Origin of the sequence: Agrobacterium sp. P15N1-A (genome assembly GCF_044626815.1) — a bacterium.
Taxonomy (GTDB): Bacteria; Pseudomonadota; Alphaproteobacteria; order Rhizobiales; family Rhizobiaceae; genus Agrobacterium; species Agrobacterium leguminum.
Window position 1 is genome coordinate 1 of record NZ_JBIUPF010000007.1, and the last position, 17,782, is coordinate 17,782.

Here is a 17,782-nt window from a genome sequence, read left to right on the forward strand (position 1 = left end):
GGGAGTTTCGTGGTTTTCACGAGAACCAGAGGAAAGAGCGGTCTTTATGTCGCGACTGGCCCTGTTCCAGGAAACATGCAATAGGAACGGACGAGAGTTTCAGAAGACCTGAGGCGCCTAACGCCTCTTTGATAAAGCCAAGAATTGGAGAGCCCGTGCGCATTCTCGATGAAGCCGTCATTTCCGAGCTGCCGAATTATTATCGTGGCAAGGTGCGGGAAAACTACGATCTGCCCGACGGCAACCGCATCATCATATCGACCGATCGCCTGAGCGCCTTTGACCGTATCCTCACCTGTATACCTTATAAGGGACAGGTATTGACCCAGACGGCACGCTACTGGTTCGAACAGACGAAGGATATTTGTCCAAACCACGTCGTGAGCTATCCCGACCCCAATGTCGTCATCGGCAAGCGACTGGACATATTGCCGGTCGAGGTCGTGGTTCGCGGTTATCTGGCCGGCACCACCGGCACGTCGATCCTGACCCTTTATAAGAAGGGTGAGCGGCAGATGTACGGCATGAGCCTGCCCGACGGGATGAAGGACAACCAGATTCTGCCCGAGCCGGTGATCACGCCGACAAGCAAGGCCTTCGATGGCGGCCATGACGAACCGCTGACGCCGGACGAGATCGTGGAGAAGAGACTGCTGACGCAGGAGCAATGGGACACGCTTTCCCGTTACGCGCTGGCGCTGTTCAAGCGCGGGCAGGAAATCGCCGCAAAGCAGGGTCTCATTCTCGTCGACACGAAATATGAATTCGGGACGGATGAAAACGGCACCATCATCCTGGCGGATGAGATTCACACGCCCGATAGCAGCCGCTACTGGATGGCCGACAGTTATGAGGAAAGCTTCCGCAACGGAACACGGCCGGCAAGCTTCGACAAGGATTTCGTGAGAGCCTGGGTCGCCGAACGCTGCGACCCTTATAAGGATGACGTTCCCGAAATTCCGCAGGACCTCGTCTTGCAGACTTCGAAGGTCTATATTGATGCTTACGAGCGCATCACCGGACAGAGCTTCGTTCCCGACGATAGCGGCGAGACGCCGCTTGCAAGAATACGCCGGAACCTGGAGCCGTTCTTCCCCGGAGTCTGACCGTGAGCAAAACGATCGAACAGGCGAGAAAGGACGACAGGAAGAGTGACCGTCCTGTCAGGCGCCGGCCTCGCCGTTCCGCCGAGGAAACGCGGCGGGACATTCTCGCCAAAGCAGAAGAGCTTTTCCGGGAGCGCGGTTTCAATGCGGTGGCGATTGCCGATATCGCCGCGGCGCTCGGCATGTCTCCCGCCAACGTCTTCAAGAATTTCAGTTCGAAGAACGCGCTCGTCGATGCGATCGCCTTCGAGCAGATCGGCGCATTCGAACGGGACATCCAGCCGCTGGATAAAAGCCACGCGCCGCTTTCGAGACTGCGCCATCTCGCCCGCACCCTGATGGAACAGCACCACCAGGATCTAAACGACAATCCTTACATATTCGAAATGATCCTGATGACGGCAAAGCAGGACATGAAGTGCGGCGACTATTATAAAGCGGTCATCGCCAATCTGCTCGCCGACATTATCCGCGACGGTATCGATGCGCGAATCTACGCGCCGGCCGAGATTTCGCCCCTCGCCGAAACCGTGCTCCACGCGCTGACCAGCGTGATTCATCCCGTCCTCATTGCCCGGGAAGATATCGGCAATTTAGCAACACGTTGCGATCAACTCGTCGATTTAATCGACGCGGGATTGCGCAATCCGCTTGCTAAGTGACGATTCCCAATTTACGTCACCTTCTCGCAATTGCTTGCGAAGCGCAAAAGCCTGCGCTTCTATGCGCGTGGCGGTCCGGACAGAATGAGCGAATCGGGTCCTTCCAAGGCCTTCGCCTGTCGTGTCTGTTTCCGGACGCGCATCCGCCGAGCGACATTGCGCTTATAGTTGAATGCGATCGATACGCAGGGAAGAACAATGAGCCGACGTATTTTACCCCTATTTGCTTCTCTGTGTGTAACCGCGCTTCTGGCGGGTTGCAGCGATGGCGGCGAGAGCAGCCAGAACGCCGCCCAGAGCGCCGAGCGTCCGCCGTCTCCGGTCAGCATCATCCTGATGAAGACCAGCGAGTATCCCTTGACCACCGTTCTGCCCGGCCGCGCCAGCGCGTTCCAGACAGCGGAAATCCGCCCGCGCGTCACCGGCATCATCCGTGAAATTCCCTTCAAGGAAGGCAGTGAGGTCAAGCAGGGCGATGTTCTCTACCAGATCGAGGACAATACCTATCTGGCGGAGGTAGCACAGGCCAAGGCAAGCGTGGCGAAAGCGGAAGCAAGCATTCCGAGCGCCCAGGCGAACCTTGCCCGTTACGAACGCCTGGTCAACAGCGGCGCGACGCAGATCGAATATGAAAACGCCAAGGTGACGCTGCTGCAGGCGCAAGCCGATGTGGCCCAGACCAAGGCGGCGCTGGAAACGGCGGAAATCAACCTCGATCTCACCAAGGTCCGCGCCCCCTTCGACGGCATCACCAGCGCAACCGCCTTCAGCATCGGCAACGTGGTGACGGCCAACCAGACGACGGCTTTGACGACGCTGCGCCGCATCGATCCGATCTATATCGACCTGATGGAATCCAGCATCAATCTTCTGCGCCTGAAAAAGGCGATCTCGTCGGGCCAGCTCGGCGGCGATACGAAGGAGACCGGCATTCACCTGACGCTGGAAGACGGCACGGAATACAAGCATGACGGCAAGATCGACATGTCGGACATGGCCGTGAGCGAAACGACGGGCACCTTCTCCATCCGCGCCCTCTTCGAAAACCCGGACGATCTTCTGCTTCCCGGCACCTATGTCCGCGCCACGCTGACCATCGGCAAGGAAAAAGGCTTCCGCATTCCGCAGCGCGCCGCGAGCCGGAACGCCAATGGCGAACTGACAGCGAAATTCGTGACGGCGGAAAACAAGGTGGAAACCCGCACCTTCCCGTCCAGCCAGCAGTCGGGCAATGCCTGGCTGGTGACGGAAAACGTCAAGGATGGCGACAAGCTCATCGTCGACGGCTTCCAGTGGATCGCCGACGGTGCGACGGTCGCACCCGTTGAAGTGACCATCGACGATCGCGGTATCGTCGTTCTGCCGCAGCAAGCTCAGCCTGCCGCCGCCCCCTCGAAATAAGCATGAGCACGAAACCCTCGGTCGAAGCTCGTAAAAGGTAAGGCAGGACTGCCATGGCCCATTTCTTCATCCGGCGCCCCGTGTTTGCATGGGTTATCGCCATCGTCATCATGCTGGGCGGCGCATTGGCGATCGCGACGCTCTCCATCTCGCAATATCCCGATATTGCGCCGACGACGGTGCGTGTCAGCGCGACCTATAACGGCGCCAGCGCCGAAACAGTCGAAAAATCGGTGACGACCATCATCGAGGACGGCATGACCGGCCTCGACGACCTCACCTATATGACCTCGTCGTCCTCGACGGGCAGCGCCGAAGTGACGCTGACCTTCGGCAATACCATCCTGCCGGACATCGCGCAGGTTCAGGTGCAGAACAAGCTGCAGCTTGTCCAGTCGCAACTGCCTGACACCGTGCAGCAACAAGGTCTTCAGGTCAGCCGATCCACATCCAGTATTCTGATGGTTGGCGCGCTGATCTCAACCGACGGCAAGCGCAACTCCGCCGATCTCGGCGACGTGTTCTCCTCGCGTGTCGAAGACCAGATCAAGCGCCTCGAAGGCGTGGGCAGCATCAACGTCTTCGGTTCCGAATATGCGATGCGCATCTGGCTGGATCCATTCAAGCTCAACAAGTACCAGCTGACCACGGCCGACGTGACCAGCGCCATCGAAAGCCAGAACACCCAGGTTTCGGTCGGTTCGCTTGGCGCGGTGCCCGCCGTCAAGGGTCAGCAGCTTAACGTAACGGTGACGGCGCAGAGCCAGCTCACCACTGTTGCCGATTTCGAATCGGTCATCCTGAAAGTCGAGAAGGATGGTGCTACCGTTCGCCTCAGCGATGTGGCGCGCATTGAAATCGGCCAGGAAACCTATGGCGGCGATTCCCGTTCAAACGGCCGTCCTTCGGCCGGTTTCGCGGTCAATCTTGCCACGGGTGCCAACGCGCTCGATACGGCAGCGCGCGTAAAGTCGGCGCTTTCCGCTGTCGAAGGTTCGCTGCCCGAGGGTGTTTCGATCGAATATCCCTACGACACGACGCCCTTCGTGCAATTGTCGATCGAGAAAGTGGTGCATACGCTGATCGAGGCGATCATCCTCGTTTTCGTCGTGCTTCTGGTGTTCCTGCAAAACCTCAGAGCCACCTTCATTCCGATGATCGCGGTCCCCGTCGTGCTGCTCGGCACCTTCGGTATCCTTGCGCTGACAGGATATTCCATCAACACGCTCACCATGTTCGCCATGGTTCTGGCCATCGGCCTTCTCGTCGATGACGCCATCGTCGTCGTCGAAAACGTCGAACGAATCATGTCGGAAGAGGGCTTGTCGCCGGTCGAGGCGACCGAAAAGTCGATGGGCGAGATCACCGGTGCTATCATCGGCATCGCGCTCGTGTTGACCGCCGTGTTCATTCCGATGGCCTTCTTCGGTGGATCGACGGGCATCATCTACCGCCAGTTCTCGGTCACCATCGTTTCGGCCATGCTGCTTTCGGCAGTGGTCGCCATCGTTCTGACGCCGGCGCTCTGCGCCACGATGCTGAAGCCGATCGACCATCACAAGAAGCAGCGCGGACCGGGCGCCTGGTTCAACCGCGGCTTCGGCAAGACGACGGATGGTTATGTTTCCTCCATCGGCTACCTGCTGAAACGGCCTCTCCGCGTGATGATTATTTTCGCGATCGTGATCGGCGGCTGCGCCTGGTTCTTCAGCAAGCTGCCCAGCTCGTTCCTGCCACAGGAAGACCAGGGCGTGCTGCTGACGATCATCCAGACGCCGACCGGCTCGAACATCGAGCGCACCAACGAGGTGGTGAAGCAGGTCGAAAGCTACTTCCGTGAAAAGGAAGCCGCCAATGTCGAATCGGTTTTCGGCGTTCTCGGCTTCAGCTTCAGCGGTTCGGGCCAGAACAACGCCATCGTCTTCACCAAGCTCAAGGATTTCGCCGAGAGAACGGCCCCCGACCAACACGCCGGCGCCATCGTGCAGCGTGCGATGGGCACCTTCTTCGGGTTCCGCGATGCTCAGGTGTTCCCGCTTCTTCCGCCGGCAATTCAGGGCATGGGCACATCGAGCGGTTTCTCGATGTATCTCGTGGATAGCGGCCGCAACGGCACCGAGGCACTGACCGCCACGTCCAAGGAACTGATCGCGCTGGCGACCAGCAATCCGAAGGTCAGCTCGCTCAGAAGCGACAGCCAGGACAATGAAACGCAGATGAAGATCATTCTCGATCAGGAAAAGATGGGAGCCATGGGGGTCGATCTCTCCTCCGTGAACCTCATGCTGTCGACGATCTTTGCCGGCCGGGATGTCAACGACTTCACGCTGAACGGCGAGCTCAAGCCCGTTTATGTTCAGGGTGATGCGCCCTACCGCATGCAGCCGGACGACCTGAAGTTCTGGTATGCCCGCAATACCAGCGGCGAGATGGTGCCTTTCTCCTCCTTCAGCGAAGTGAAATGGATCAATGCTCCGCCGTCTCTCGCCCGCTTCAACGGCACGGGCGCCATCTCGCTCGAAGGCACCGCCGGCGCAGGCGTCGCGTCCGGTGACGCCATGGACGAGATGGAGCGGCTGACGGCAAGCCTGCCGGGTGGTTACACCGTGGCATGGCAGGGCATCTCCTATCAGGAGCGGCTTTCGGGTTCACAGGCGCCGATGCTCTATGCGCTGTCGGTTCTGATCGTGTTCCTTTGCCTTGCCGCCCTTTATGAAAGCTGGTCGATCCCATTCTCGGTCATCATGGCCGTGCCGGTGGGCGTCCTCGGCGCATTGACCGCGGCGCATTTCTTCGGCCAGTCGAACGACGTCTACTTCAAGGTGGGCCTGCTGACGACCATCGGCCTTGCGGCGAAAAACGCGATTCTGATCGTCGAATTCGCCAAGGAAAGGCAGGAGCATGGACTGAGCCTGATGGAAGCGACGCTGGAAGCGGCCAAGCTGCGCCTGCGTCCGATCATCATGACGTCGCTGGCCTTCATCCTGGGTGTCGTGCCTCTCGCCATCGCAACCGGAGCGGGTTCAGCCGCGCAAAATGCAATCGGTATCGGGGTGCTGGGTGGTATGCTTTCTGCAACACTGCTCGGAATTTTCTTCGTTCCGTCCTTTTTCGTCATCATTCGTCGCCTTTCAAGGCGTTAACAAAACAAAAATGGGCTGTGCCAACCGTTAATACGCTGCTAGAAATGTTGCCGATTTGGCAAATGCACGTTTCTACGGCATATCGACCGCGCAGCCCATTTGTCAGCAAGCCGCGCTCGGTAAGCCAACCAGAGAATTGGGAAAATTACATGCTGTCTATTCGCGCTACTCTTCCCCTGACAATGCTGCTGCTCTCAGGCTGTGTTGTCGGGCCCGACCACAAGACGCCGGAAATTCAATTGCCGGGAAAGTTTGCGGAAGCCGGAAAAACCAGTAATGGCGACATCAGCAGCGTTGCGTGGTGGACAGCCTTTAACGATAGCCGCCTCAATGGTTACGTTTCCACTGGCCTGAGCCAGAACCTGACCGTGATGCAGGCGATCGAGCGCATCAATCAGGCGGAAGCCCAGGTTATCTCGGCCGGCGCGGGCGGTCTGCCGAGCCTGACGGCAAACGGCAGCCACACGACCAGCCAGACCAAGGGCAGCTACCGTGATGTTCCCGTCACCAACGTGTCGTCGGGCAGTCTCAGCGTCTCCTGGCTGCTCGATCTCTTCGGCCGCTATCGCCGCGCCACGGAAAGCGCCAATGCATCGCTCGATGCCGCTTACTCCACCGTCGATGTTCAGCGCCTGACGCTGATTTCCTCGGTCGCCGCAGCCTATATCGACGTGCGCTATTATCAGGAGCGCCTGGCGATTGCCCGTCAGAACCTCAGCTCCCGCCGCGAAACGCTGGACCTGACCAAGCTGCAGCTTGAAGCAGGCGCGGCCTCCCGCCTCGATGTCGTCCAGTCCGAAGGTCTGGTCAACTCGACGCTGTCCGACATTCCGGGCCTCGAAACCAACTTCCGCAAGGCGGCGCATCGCATTGCCACGCTGCTCGGCCTGCCGGCGTCATCTCTGATTTCGGAATTGCAGAAGGGCGCACGCCAGCCGGTTGCCCGCAGCATTCCGCGCACGGGCATTCCGGCCGACCTCATCCGCAACCGTCCGGACATTCGTGTCGCCGAACGTAATCTCGCCGCCGCAGTTGCCTCAATCGGTGTCGCGGAAGCGCAGCTCTATCCAAGCATCGAGCTCGGCGGCTCGATCACGCCAAGCTACAATTTCCTGAGCGGCGGCGGCAGGGGAACGGCCAATAGCTGGTCCTTCGGTCCGAGCCTCGTTCTGCCGATCCTCGATGGCGGCAGCATCCGCGCCAATATCGATCTAGCCAATTCGCAGGCGCGTGAGGAATATCTCGTCTGGAAGCAGACGGTGCTGACCGCTGTGGAAGAAGTCGAAAACGCTCTGGCCGCTGTCACCCGCGACCAGCGCACGGCCGATGCATTGCGCAAGACCGTGGCGTCCTACCAGGAAGCGTTGCAGCTCTCGACCGCCAGCTACCGCGATGGCGCCTCCTCGCTGCTCGACGTTCTCGACGCGCAGCGCCAGGTTTCCACCGCACAGGCGAGCCTTGCACAGGCTGTACAGCAGACCGCGCAGGACTATGTGTCGCTGAACGTGGCGCTTGGCGGCGGTTATGCCGTTGGCCAGACCACGGCTCCGAAGAAGGCGCCGGGCCCGACCCGGACCGCGGCAAAGGCCATGTAAGACACGCCGCAAGGCAAAGAAAAAGCCCGCGTCTCGACGCGGGCTTTTTTGTTATTCATGACACAAAAAAGCACCGGTCTCCCGGTGCTTTTGTCTAACTGGCCGTCAGGCTCAGTTCTTGGCGCGCTCGACGTAGGAATTGTCTTCCGTCGCGATGACCACGCGGATACCGGCATCGATATGCGGCGGCACCATGGTGCGGATGCCGTTGGAAAGAATAGCCGGCTTGTAGGAAGAAGACGCCGTCTGGCCCTTAACGACCGGTTCGGTTTCCGTGATTTCCAGCGTGACGTGGCGCGGCAGTTCGACAGCCAGCGGATTGCCTTCATGAATGGAAAGAATGCAGGTCATGCCTTCCTGCAGATAGGCCTTCTGATCGCCCATCGTCTCAGTGTCGACCACGACCTGGTCGTAGTTCTCCGGGTTCATGAAGTGGAAGCCTTCGCCATCTTCATAAAGGAACTGGAAGTTCAGGTCTTCAACGAAAGCGCGCTCGACCTGCTCGGTGGTGCGCCAGCGCTCGGAGACCTTCACGCCGTCAACGATGCGGCGCATGTCCACCTGCGTGACCGGCGTGCCCTTGCCGGGGTGAAAGTTCTGCGCGGTAAGAACGACGTAAAGCTTGCCGTCCACGTCGAGAACATTGCCCTTGCGGACGGATGAGGCGATAACCTTGACCATATGACTTCCTTGTAACTCGATGAAATGCGTCGTAAAGGACTGCGCGGCAGCACCGGCCCCGACAGACGTTTTGTCTTTTTTCTGGGGCGCAACTACCTTAAATCCGCACGAATTGCCAGCCTTCTACAGCAATTCGCGGAAGAGTGCCTAGCGGTTTTCCGCCCGGAATAGCTTTAAATGACGCGATCAGGCGTTTTGCGGGCCGTTTATCCGCAATTGGGCGCCGCAGAGAGGACGGAAAAGAACAGAGAATGCGCGCAAGCAACGAGACAATGTCGCCATGGTGGACGCCGGACGTCCACGCCGACCGCCGCGCATTTCTCATTGGGCGCAATGCGATCCAGTCGGCTTTTCGCGGCTACTTCGCCAGCGCCGATTTTCTTGAGGTCGACACTGCTGCATTGCAGATTTCCCCCGGTAATGAGGCGCATCTGCATGCTTTCGCCACACAGGGCCTGACGCCGGCCGGCGACGCCGTGCCGCTTTATCTCCACACCTCGCCTGAGTTCGCCTGCAAGAAGCTGCTCGCCGCCGGCGAAAAACGCATCACCTGTTTTGCCCATGTTTACCGAAACCGGGAACGAGGCCCCCTGCATCATCCGGAATTCACCATGCTGGAATGGTACCGGGTCGGCGAAACCTATGAGAGCCTGATGAAGGACAGCGCCAATCTTCTGGCGCTGGCAGCCGAAACCACAAAGACGAAGAATTTCACCTATCGCAGCCGCAGCGTTGATCCCTTCCTCGAGCCGGAGCGGTTGAGCGTCGCCGAAGCCTTCGAGCGATATGCCGGCGTCGACCTGCTGGCCACCATCAGCCGAAACGGCGAAACCGACGCTCGCCATCTTGCGGCGAACCTCACCGATGCCGGCATCCGCGTGGCCGATGACGATACCTGGGCGGATATGTTCAGCCGCGTCATCGTGGAGCGGGTGGAACCGGAGCTGGGTTTCGGCAGGGCGACCATTCTCGATGAATATCCGACCTGTGAGGCGGCCCTTGCCCGCAAGTCATCCAGGGATGCGCGGGTGGCGGAGCGTTTCGAACTTTATGCCTGCGGCGTTGAACTCGCCAATGCCTTCGGCGAATTGACGGACGCCGCCGAGCAGAGGTGGCGTTTCGAAATGGAAATGGCCGAAAAGCAGAGGGTTTACGGCGAAACCTATCCGCTGGACGAGGATTTTCTGGCCGCGCTGGCAATCATGCCACCGGCAAGCGGAATAGCGCTCGGTTTCGACCGGCTGGTGATGCTGGCAACCGGCGCGCCGCGTATCGATCTCGTCATGTGGGCCCCAGTCGCGGAATATGGACGATGACAGGGCTTGAGACCATCAAGACAGCCGAAGCACTTCTCGAAGCGGGGCTTATCGAAGCCGAAGCGCTCGAGACGCTGCGCACGGTGACGCAACGTTACGCGCTCGCCATAACGCCATCGATTGCCGGGCTGATCGACAGCCGCGACCCACAGGATCCCATCGCCCGACAATTCGTTCCTGATCCGGCCGAACTCGTTCATCTCCCTGAAGAACGGGACGATCCGATTGGCGATGACGCGCACAGCCCCGTCCACGGCATCGTCCACCGTTATCCCGACCGGGTGCTTTTGAAGGCAGTGCATGTCTGCCCCGTTTATTGTCGCTTCTGTTTCCGCCGGGAGATGGTCGGACCGCAGGGCAACGGTATGATGAGCCCGGCGGAACTTGACGCCGCATTCGGCTATATAAAGGCCAATCCCGCCATCTGGGAGGTCATCCTGACCGGTGGCGATCCGCTGGTGCTTTCCCCGCGGCGCTTGTCCGACCTGATGACGCGCCTGAAAGACATACCGCATGTGAAGATCGTTCGCTTCCATACCCGTGTGCCGGTGGTGGATCCCGAGCGTATCGACGCGGCGCTGATCGATGCGCTGAAGGCCAGCGGCAAAACCACCTATGTGGCCCTGCACGCGAATCATTCCCGTGAACTCAGCGAAGCCGCAAGGCAGGCTTCGGCGCGCCTGATCGATGCCGGCATCGCCATGGTCAGCCAGACGGTCCTTTTGAAAGGCGTCAATGATGACCCGGCAGTTCTTGCCGAGTTGATGCGCGCCTTTGTCGAGACCCGTATCAAGCCATATTATCTGCATCATCCCGATCTTGCGCCCGGCACCAGCCATTTCCGGCTGACGATAGAAGAGGGGCAGCGAATCGTTTCCGCTTTGCGGGGGCATGTCTCCGGCCTTTGCCAGCCGACCTATGTTCTCGACATTCCCGGCGGCCACGGCAAAGCGGCAATTGGCAGAAATGCGGCCGAAAAAACCCGCGATGGCTGTTATTCCGTTTCCGATTTCAACGGAAACGATCATATTTACCCACCGCCAGCCACCGGCGGCGATTAAAAAATACATAAAAAGCCTGCTACAGCGGGCTTTTCGCGGCGGCGACCAACGAAAACAAAAATTTCACATTTCCGCCCCTCTCCTGTCATCATAAAGAAAAATATTCTACCTATAACAATCAGCATTGATTTTAGTGCTGGTCTGGATTATCAGTGTGGAACTGGAGAACGAGTCTCCTGATTCCGGGCCAACACCAATACAGGGAGTGTGTCATGTCAAAACATATCAACATCAACGCAATCCTTGGTTTTGAGTCCTGGAACGCTGGATTTAAATCCACGTGTTCCCGCTGCTGTCGAATGTGACTTAACGGTCTCAATTTCCTGAAAATCAGTTCGACAACATGCTGTGTGAAGTAGCCACAGCGGGAGTATATCTATGCAGAAGCAAGTTATTGAATTCGCTGGCGAACCAGTCGGCATCGTCATCCCGGATAATGACCGGTTGAAGTTCATCGCGGTGAAGTTCCACGTTCATGACCTGGACGAACAGAAGTTCGATAGCGCCGACGACGTGCGGATTGCCATCCGCGATCTCGTGCGCAACCGGAACCTGGCCGCGGTCGCCTGATGCGGGAAAACTTTCGCCCGCTCACAGAACCGTCACAATCAGAGCGCGCCAGATATCGGACCCCGAACAGCGGCCCGATGGCGCGCTCTTCTCTTGCATGTCTTGCACGACAATCCGGCTGCCTGCATCGCGCAGGCCGTAGATCGCCGAACCGCTCTGAAGAATAGAGCACGGAAGCGCCCCACCCGCTTCCCATCGTCAGACAGAAAACATTCCAGCAGAATCGAAGTGGCGCATGGCCCCCTGTAAAATGGCACTCGTCGGGCCTTACCCCGCCGCCATGCATGTATCTTCAGATAGGCTGCATCAAAACGCGGTAAAGGTCAGCGTCGTCAGTGAGCGCACGATTCCCGGAATATTGACGATGTTCTGGTTGATGAACTTGCCGATATCTTCTTCCTGCGGCAGGTAGATTTTCAGCAGCAGATCATATTCACCGCTGGTGGAATAAAGCTCGGAAACCAGTTCCGTCTTATAGATGGCGTCGGCGACATCATAGGTCTTGCCGGGCTCACATTGAAGCTGAACGAAAATGGGCTTCACGGACATCTCCCGTATTTGAACTTTCGGTGCATGGCTGCTCGCGCCACGCGTCATGGCGCACTATTGGCTGAGCAGCGTCCGTCTTGCAAGGCCGCTTACCGGTTTACGCCGAAAACTCCCCCGGTCCTGCCGTTCGCACCGGTGCGGCCTCGGAAACGATCCACCGCCGAAAACTCTCGAGCGGCGCATAACCGGCGCGATCCGGCATGCAGGCGAGGTAATAGGCTTCCTCGCTCTCCACTTCCCCCGCAACAGCCGCGACCAGACGACCGCTTCGCAACTCCTCCTCGATCATGAAAGAAGGAATGAGCGACGCCCCGACCCCGGCGCTCGCCGCCTCGGCAATCGTCGTGAACTGATCGAAAAGCATGCCATGCACATTCTCGAAACTGACGTCATGACTGCGAAACCATTGCTCCCAGGCATCCGGCCGTGTCGTCATGTGCAGCAACGGGACATGCAGTAGATCGTCCGGCTTTGAAAGTCCGTGTCGCGCCTTGAAGGCGGGGCTGCATGCCGGAATGACCTTTTCATGCATCAGGAAAACCAGCTCGGTGCCCGGCCAATGCGGCAATCCGAAGTGGATCGCCGCATCGACTGTATCGGTGCGGAAATCGAACAGCGACGACCGCGTCAGAAGATTGACCGAAATACCGGGGTGTCTGGCGATGAAATCGGGAAGGCGCGGCACGAGCCAGCGGGTGCCGAAGCTCGGCAGAACGCCGAGGTTGAGCGTGCCGCCATCCGGATTGGCGCGCAGATTGAGCGAGGCCGTCGATATGCGCCGCAACGCCTCGCGGATTTCCCGCGCATAGCCCTCCCCCGCCCTTGTCAGCCGGATCGTCTGCCGCTCGCGCAGGAACAGCGCCACGCCAAGCTGCTCTTCGAGCGCCAGGATTTGGCGGCTGACCGCACCCTGCGTCAGCCCCAGTTCCCGCGCCGCAGCGGTGACGCTGCCCGTCCGGGAAGCAGCCTCGAAAGCCGCCAACAGCGAAAGCGACGGCAGAAAACGGCGTGGCGGCAGGACCATATTCCCTCACGGAATGAACTCTTGACGATATGTTGATATTCAACAGGCAAGACCGCTTGTAAAGTCTTATAAACAAGGGCTTGTCACTCATACGAAGAACAAATGAACTGGCCCGGAACATGGTGGAACGATGTATGATGACCCCCGCTCGCACGGCCTCTGGGAAAAGACCGCGCCGCAACCGCCCGTAACGCCCGCCTTGCAGGGCGCAGCAATTGCTGATGTCGTTGTCGTCGGAGGTGGCTTCACCGGCCAGTCCGCCGCCCTTCATCTTGCCGAACGCGGTGCGGATGTCGTTCTTCTCGAAGCAAGGCAAATCGGCTTCGGCGGCGCAGGCCGCAATGTCGGCCTCATCAATGGCGGCATGTGGGTCATGCCGAAAGAGCTGCCCGGCGTGCTGGGCGAGATTTACGGCGAACGCCTGCTCGATCTTCTGGGCAATGCCCCACTTCTCGTGCGTGAACTGGTGGAAAAACACGCAATTCCCTGCGAGATCGAAAAAAACGGCACGCTCCATTGCGCCGTCGGAGAAAAAGGGCTCGCCGAAATCCGTGAGCGCTGCGAGCAATGGGCAGAGAGAGGCGCACCAGTCCGCATCCTCGATGCCGAGGAGACAGCGAGACGTACCGGCAGTACGGGCTATTCCGGTGCGCTTCTGGATACACGCGCCGGTACGATACAGCCGCTCGCCTATGTTCGAGGCCTTGCCGCAGCCGCCCAGAAAGCGGGCGTGCACCCGCATACCGAAAGCCCCGTGGTAGCAACCGAACGCAGCAACGGAAAATGGGTGGTGAAGACGCCGCAAGGATCTGTAACCGCCAACTGGATCGTTGTGGCCACCGAAGCCTATAGCACCGGCCCGTGGCAGATCGTTCGCGATGAACAGGTCTACCTGCCCTATTTCAATTTCGCGACCAGACCGCTCGGCGACAATCTGCAAAAGAGCATCCTGCCCGGCCGTGAAGGCTGCTGGGATACGAAGGAGATTCTCTCATCCTTCCGCATGGACAAAGCCGGCCGGCTGGTCTTCGGCAGCGTCGGCGCCCTGCGCGGCACCGGAGCCGCCATTCATCGTGCCTGGGCGAAGCGCTCGCTGAAGCGGCTTTTCCCGCAGCTCGGGGATACGGAATTCGAATGTGAATGGTACGGCCAAATCGGCATGACGGACAATGCCGTGCCCCGCTTTCACAAATTCGCTGAAAATGTCGTCGGCTTTGCAGGCTATAACGGCCGAGGTATCGCGCCGGGTACGGCCTTCGGCAAGGTCATTGCGCAGCATATTCTCGGAGAGATTGCTGAAGCCGAATTGCCGCTGCCTTTGACGGAGCCGAAAGCGCAGTCTTTCCGGGCGGTGAAGGAAGCCTATTATGAGGCAGGCGCACAGATCGCCCATTTCGCCGGCGAGCGTTTTTGATCGGACACGGAGCCGCTTCAAGGGAACGACGTCATCCTCGGGCTTGTCCCAAGGGTCTAATCACATTCAATAAAATTCAGACGTTGCAGATGCGCGGGACAAGTCCGAGCATGACGAGGAGAGCTTTTCGAGCTTAACCACCCTTCTACACAGACACCCCGGCAACCTCTTTTCCCCATCCCATCGATATATCCTTGAAAATATAATGATTGCCCTATAGGCCTATCGATATATTCACCAGAATATCTCGAACCGGGGGTAACAGACCATGAGACTTTTGCGTCGCAGCTTCTTCAAAACCATTGCCGCAGCCACATCCTTCTGGATGGCGGCCTCATTCGCAGCCGTTCCGGCCCATGCAGCCGAAAAAGTCACGGTGTTTGCCGCCGCAAGCATGAAAAACGCGCTCGATGCCCTCAACGCCGAATGGGCGAAGGAAAGCGGTAACGAAGCAACCGTTTCTTATGCCGCAAGCTCGGCGCTGGCCAAGCAGATCGAGCAGGGCGCACCGGCGGATATCTTCGTTTCGGCCGATCTCGCATGGATGGACTATGTCGCCGAAAAGAAGCTGATCAACGCTGACAGCCGCTCCAATCTTCTCGGCAACCGCATCGTTCTCGTCGCTCCCGCAGACAAGGCAAAGCCGGTCGAGATCAAGCAGGGCTTCGATCTTGCCGCTCTGGTGGGCGATGGCCGTCTGGCCATGGGTGCGGTCGATTCCGTGCCGGCGGGCAAATACGGCAAGGCCGCTCTGGAAAAGCTCGGGGTCTGGTCCTCCGTCGAACAGAAGGTCGCCGGCGCGGAGAGCGTGCGTGCGGCCCTGCTGCTCGTCTCGCGCGGCGAAGCACCCTATGGCATCGTCTACCAGACCGACGCCGCCGCCGATCCGGGTGTGAAGATCGTCGGCACCTTCCCGGAAGACAGCCATCCGCCGATCATCTACCCGGTGGCCATTCTTTCGGAAGCCAAGTCTCCGGCAGCAAAAGCCTATCTGGATTTCCTGAAATCGGCCAAGGCAACGCCCTTCTTCGAAAAGCAAGGCTTTACCGTTTTGAAATAAACTGCCTGTCGTGGCCCCCACGTATGGGCCGCGAGAGATGACGATTGCAGGATATGGCATTGCATTGGTGGACACTCAGCCCTGAAGAATGGACGGCGATCAGGCTCAGCCTGTGGGTGTCGTCCATCGCCATGCTTGCCAGCCTGCCTTTCGGCATTCTGGTCGCCGTGGCGCTGGCGCGCGGCCGCTTCTGGGGCAAGTCTCTCCTCAACGGCATCGTCCACCTGCCGCTCATCCTGCCGCCCGTCGTCACCGGCTTTCTGCTGCTCGTCCTGTTCGGCCGCAGGGGCGCCATCGGGCAATTTCTCGATAGCTGGTTCGGCATCGTCTTTTCCTTCCGCTGGACCGGGGCGGCGCTCGCCTGCGCCGTCATGGCCTTTCCGCTGATGGTGCGTTCCATCCGCCTCTCCATAGAAGCGGTAGATCGCAGGCTGGAAGAGGCCGCGGGAACCTTGGGCGCAAGCCCGTTCTGGGTGTTCCTCACCGTCACCCTGCCCCTGACCCTGCCCGGCATCATCGCCGGCATGATCCTGGCTTTCGCCAAGGCCATGGGCGAATTCGGCGCGACTATCACCTTCGTCTCCAATATTCCTGGCGAGACCCAGACTTTGTCCGCCGCCATCTATACCTTCACCCAGGTTCCAGGCGGCGATGCCGGCGCCTTGCGGCTAACCATTGTCTCCGTCGTGATTTCCATGCTCGCTTTGCTCGTCTCGGAGTTTCTGGCCCGCATCGTCGGCAAACGGGTGAGCATGGAATGACGCTTTCGGTCGCCACCCGCCATCGCCTCGGTTCTTTCGAACTCGATGCGTCATTCACCTCCGAAGGCGGCGTCACCGCGCTGTTCGGGCGCTCCGGCTCCGGCAAAACCTCGATGATCCGCATCATAGCGGGCCTGCTGCGGCCGGATGAGGGACAGGTTTTGCTCGATGGAGAAGTGCTGGCCGCTAGCGGAACACGGCTGTTCCTGCCGGCTCATAAACGCCGCTTCGGTTATGTTTTTCAGGAAGCGCGGCTCTTCCCGCATCTCAGCGTGGCGCAGAACCTGCATTACGGCAGATGGTTCGCCGTGAACAAAACCGGGAGCGCGAATGAAGACCGCATCGTCGACATGCTCGGCATCGGCCATCTCCTGCAGCGCCGGCCGGACAAGCTTTCCGGCGGCGAAAAACAGCGTGTCGCCATCGGCCGCGCGCTCCTCTCATCACCCAGGCTGCTGCTGATGGACGAGCCGCTCGCCTCGCTCGACGAGGAGCGAAAAGCAGAGATCATTCCCTATCTCGAACGGCTGCGCGACGAGACGAAAATACCGATCGTCTATGTCAGCCATTCTATTCAGGAGGTCGCCCGCCTCGCCGACCGCATCGTGGTAATGAAGGACGGCAAGGTGGAAGCGCAGGGAAAAGCGGCCGACGTGCTTTCCAGACCGGATTTCAGCGCGCATCTCGAACGACGCGAAGCGGGCAGCATTCTTTCCGGGCACATTGAAAGCTTTGATGAGCGACATGGCCTTGCCGCCGTAAGGCTGAAAACCATGCTGCTGCATGTTCCGGCAAAAAGGGGAGCGGCCGGCAGCCCGGCGCGGGTGCTCATACCAGCGCGCGATGTGATGCTGGCAACCGTAAAGCCTGAAGGCTTAAGCGCGCTCAACATTCTCGCGGGCCATGTCGCGACTGTTTCTGCCAGCGAAGACGGCATGGTCACGGTTCAGGTGGATTGCGGCGGCGACATCATCCAGTCGCGCATCACCGATCTGTCACGCGAGAGGCTGCAGCTGGAGCCCGGAAAACCGGTGCACGCGATCATAAAGTCGGCGGCTCTCGATCCTTATTGAGGGCCGCATCGGGATTGCGGTTGGCCTCCAGCCAGTCGATATCCGCGCGCAGGGCCTCGTTCATCCGTTTTTCCATGCCGCGATAACGCTCCAGCACCTCAGTGCCAAAAGCGGTCAGCGCCGCACCGCCGCCCTGTTTACCGCCACGTTGCGATTCGATAACCGGTTGCCTGAACATATGGTTCAACGCATCCACCAGCAGCCATGCGCGGCGATAGGACATGTCCATCGCCCGCCCGGCGGCAGAGATGGAGCCCGTCTCGACGATCAGTTCCATCAATTCGATCTTGCCATGGCCGAGACGTTCTCCGGGCGGAAAGTCGATACGAAGAACTGGCTTCAGTGGCGGGTGGGCCTCACTCATTG

At 59.4% G+C, this 17,782-nt stretch carries 16 protein-coding genes; 12 read left to right on the top strand and 4 right to left on the bottom strand.

From position 1 onward, the window contains the following. Positions 1 to 155: 155 nt before the first annotated feature. From ACIK7D_RS21195 to ACIK7D_RS21215, 5 genes are all read left to right on the top strand, one after another. Positions 156 to 1,106: a phosphoribosylaminoimidazolesuccinocarboxamide synthase gene (locus ACIK7D_RS21195; RefSeq protein ID WP_137004001.1), complete on the top strand. Its 951-nt coding sequence runs from the start codon at positions 156 to 158 to the stop codon at positions 1,104 to 1,106. Positions 1,107 to 1,108: 2 nt separating this feature from the next. After that, positions 1,109 to 1,768: a TetR/AcrR family transcriptional regulator gene (locus ACIK7D_RS21200; RefSeq protein ID WP_080815791.1), complete on the top strand. Its 660-nt coding sequence runs from the start codon at positions 1,109 to 1,111 to the stop codon at positions 1,766 to 1,768. A gap of 198 nt (positions 1,769 to 1,966) precedes the next feature. Further along, positions 1,967 to 3,169, top strand: a complete 1,203-nt coding sequence (locus ACIK7D_RS21205) for an efflux RND transporter periplasmic adaptor subunit (RefSeq protein WP_080815787.1) — start codon at positions 1,967 to 1,969, stop codon at positions 3,167 to 3,169. 53 nt (positions 3,170 to 3,222) lie between these two features. After that, the gene (locus ACIK7D_RS21210) at positions 3,223 to 6,312 is read left to right on the top strand and encodes an efflux RND transporter permease subunit (protein WP_080815784.1); all 3,090 of its coding nucleotides are present in this window, start codon (positions 3,223 to 3,225) and stop codon (positions 6,310 to 6,312) included. A gap of 149 nt (positions 6,313 to 6,461) precedes the next feature. Beyond that, positions 6,462 to 7,907, top strand: coding sequence for an efflux transporter outer membrane subunit (locus tag ACIK7D_RS21215; RefSeq protein WP_080815782.1), 1,446 nt, complete (start codon positions 6,462 to 6,464; stop codon positions 7,905 to 7,907). Between the two features lie 111 nt (positions 7,908 to 8,018). On the opposite strand, the gene efp is transcribed toward ACIK7D_RS21215, so the two are convergent. Then, positions 8,019 to 8,588, bottom strand: coding sequence for an elongation factor P (gene efp / locus ACIK7D_RS21220; RefSeq protein WP_003521324.1), 570 nt, complete (start codon positions 8,586 to 8,588; stop codon positions 8,019 to 8,021). A 251-nt stretch (positions 8,589 to 8,839) separates the two neighbouring features. Here efp and epmA point away from each other — a divergent pair, with 251 nt between their 5' ends. From epmA to ACIK7D_RS21235, 3 genes are all read left to right on the top strand, one after another. Then, positions 8,840 to 9,904, top strand: coding sequence for an EF-P lysine aminoacylase EpmA (gene epmA, locus ACIK7D_RS21225; protein ID WP_400157282.1), 1,065 nt, complete (start codon positions 8,840 to 8,842; stop codon positions 9,902 to 9,904). Then, positions 9,901 to 10,965: a lysine-2,3-aminomutase-like protein gene (locus tag ACIK7D_RS21230; protein WP_400157283.1), complete on the top strand. Its 1,065-nt coding sequence runs from the start codon at positions 9,901 to 9,903 to the stop codon at positions 10,963 to 10,965. The genes epmA and ACIK7D_RS21230 overlap by 4 nt, the downstream gene beginning before the upstream one ends. A 378-nt stretch (positions 10,966 to 11,343) precedes the next feature. Continuing rightward, the gene (locus ACIK7D_RS21235) at positions 11,344 to 11,535 is read left to right on the top strand and encodes a hypothetical protein (RefSeq protein WP_003492264.1); all 192 of its coding nucleotides are present in this window, start codon (positions 11,344 to 11,346) and stop codon (positions 11,533 to 11,535) included. A gap of 306 nt (positions 11,536 to 11,841) precedes the next feature. On the opposite strand, the gene ACIK7D_RS21240 is transcribed toward ACIK7D_RS21235, so the two are convergent. Together ACIK7D_RS21240 and ACIK7D_RS21245 are read right to left on the bottom strand one after the other, a co-directional pair. Next, positions 11,842 to 12,078: an Lrp/AsnC ligand binding domain-containing protein gene (locus ACIK7D_RS21240; protein WP_003521320.1), complete on the bottom strand. Its 237-nt coding sequence runs from the start codon at positions 12,076 to 12,078 to the stop codon at positions 11,842 to 11,844. A gap of 103 nt (positions 12,079 to 12,181) precedes the next feature. Further along, positions 12,182 to 13,108, bottom strand: coding sequence for a LysR family transcriptional regulator (locus tag ACIK7D_RS21245; RefSeq protein WP_400157284.1), 927 nt, complete (start codon positions 13,106 to 13,108; stop codon positions 12,182 to 12,184). A 130-nt stretch (positions 13,109 to 13,238) separates the two neighbouring features. On the opposite strand from ACIK7D_RS21245, the gene ACIK7D_RS21250 reads away from it, so the two are divergent. The 4 genes from ACIK7D_RS21250 (at position 13,239) to modC (ending at position 17,416) form a co-directional block, all read left to right on the top strand. Then, entirely contained in the window at positions 13,239 to 14,522 is a 1,284-nt protein-coding gene (locus tag ACIK7D_RS21250) for an NAD(P)/FAD-dependent oxidoreductase (RefSeq protein WP_400157285.1), read from the top strand. Between the two features lie 268 nt (positions 14,523 to 14,790). After that, a complete protein-coding gene (modA, locus tag ACIK7D_RS21255; RefSeq protein ID WP_080815771.1) occupies positions 14,791 to 15,582 on the top strand; it encodes a molybdate ABC transporter substrate-binding protein in 792 nt (263 codons plus the stop codon). Between the two features lie 53 nt (positions 15,583 to 15,635). After that, on the top strand, positions 15,636 to 16,343 hold the full coding sequence (gene modB / locus ACIK7D_RS21260) for a molybdate ABC transporter permease subunit (protein ID WP_400157286.1): 708 nt from the start codon (positions 15,636 to 15,638) through the stop codon (positions 16,341 to 16,343). Continuing rightward, the gene (gene modC, locus ACIK7D_RS21265) at positions 16,340 to 17,416 is read left to right on the top strand and encodes a molybdenum ABC transporter ATP-binding protein (protein WP_400157287.1); all 1,077 of its coding nucleotides are present in this window, start codon (positions 16,340 to 16,342) and stop codon (positions 17,414 to 17,416) included. Before modB ends, modC begins: the two co-directional genes overlap by 4 nt. Here the strand turns inward: modC and ACIK7D_RS21270 are convergent. Beyond that, positions 17,385 to 17,780, bottom strand: a complete 396-nt coding sequence (locus tag ACIK7D_RS21270; protein ID WP_400157288.1) for a winged helix-turn-helix domain-containing protein — start codon at positions 17,778 to 17,780, stop codon at positions 17,385 to 17,387. The two genes, modC and ACIK7D_RS21270, sit on opposite strands and share 32 nt — an antisense overlap. Positions 17,781 to 17,782 lie beyond the last annotated feature (2 nt).

Bases quoted from the DNA above. Each gene is read 5' to 3' on its own strand.
- ACIK7D_RS21205 (WP_080815787.1), top strand. From the start codon at position 1,967: ATGAGCCGACGTATTTTACCCCTATTTGCTTCTCTGTGTGTAACCGCG.
- ACIK7D_RS21210 (WP_080815784.1), top strand. From the start codon at position 3,223: ATGGCCCATTTCTTCATCCGGCGCCCCGTGTTTGCATGGGTTATCGCC.
- ACIK7D_RS21215 (WP_080815782.1), top strand. From the start codon at position 6,462: ATGCTGTCTATTCGCGCTACTCTTCCCCTGACAATGCTGCTGCTCTCA.
- efp (WP_003521324.1), bottom strand. From the start codon at position 8,588: ATGGTCAAGGTTATCGCCTCATCCGTCCGCAAGGGCAATGTTCTCGAC.
- epmA (WP_400157282.1), top strand. From the start codon at position 8,840: ATGCGCGCAAGCAACGAGACAATGTCGCCATGGTGGACGCCGGACGTC.
- ACIK7D_RS21230 (WP_400157283.1), top strand. From the start codon at position 9,901: ATGACAGGGCTTGAGACCATCAAGACAGCCGAAGCACTTCTCGAAGCG.
- ACIK7D_RS21235 (WP_003492264.1), top strand. From the start codon at position 11,344: ATGCAGAAGCAAGTTATTGAATTCGCTGGCGAACCAGTCGGCATCGTC.
- ACIK7D_RS21245 (WP_400157284.1), bottom strand. From the start codon at position 13,108: ATGGTCCTGCCGCCACGCCGTTTTCTGCCGTCGCTTTCGCTGTTGGCG.
- ACIK7D_RS21250 (WP_400157285.1), top strand. From the start codon at position 13,239: ATGTATGATGACCCCCGCTCGCACGGCCTCTGGGAAAAGACCGCGCCG.
- modA (WP_080815771.1), top strand. From the start codon at position 14,791: ATGAGACTTTTGCGTCGCAGCTTCTTCAAAACCATTGCCGCAGCCACA.
- modB (WP_400157286.1), top strand. From the start codon at position 15,636: ATGGCATTGCATTGGTGGACACTCAGCCCTGAAGAATGGACGGCGATC.
- modC (WP_400157287.1), top strand. From the start codon at position 16,340: ATGACGCTTTCGGTCGCCACCCGCCATCGCCTCGGTTCTTTCGAACTC.
- ACIK7D_RS21270 (WP_400157288.1), bottom strand. From the start codon at position 17,780: ATGAGTGAGGCCCACCCGCCACTGAAGCCAGTTCTTCGTATCGACTTT.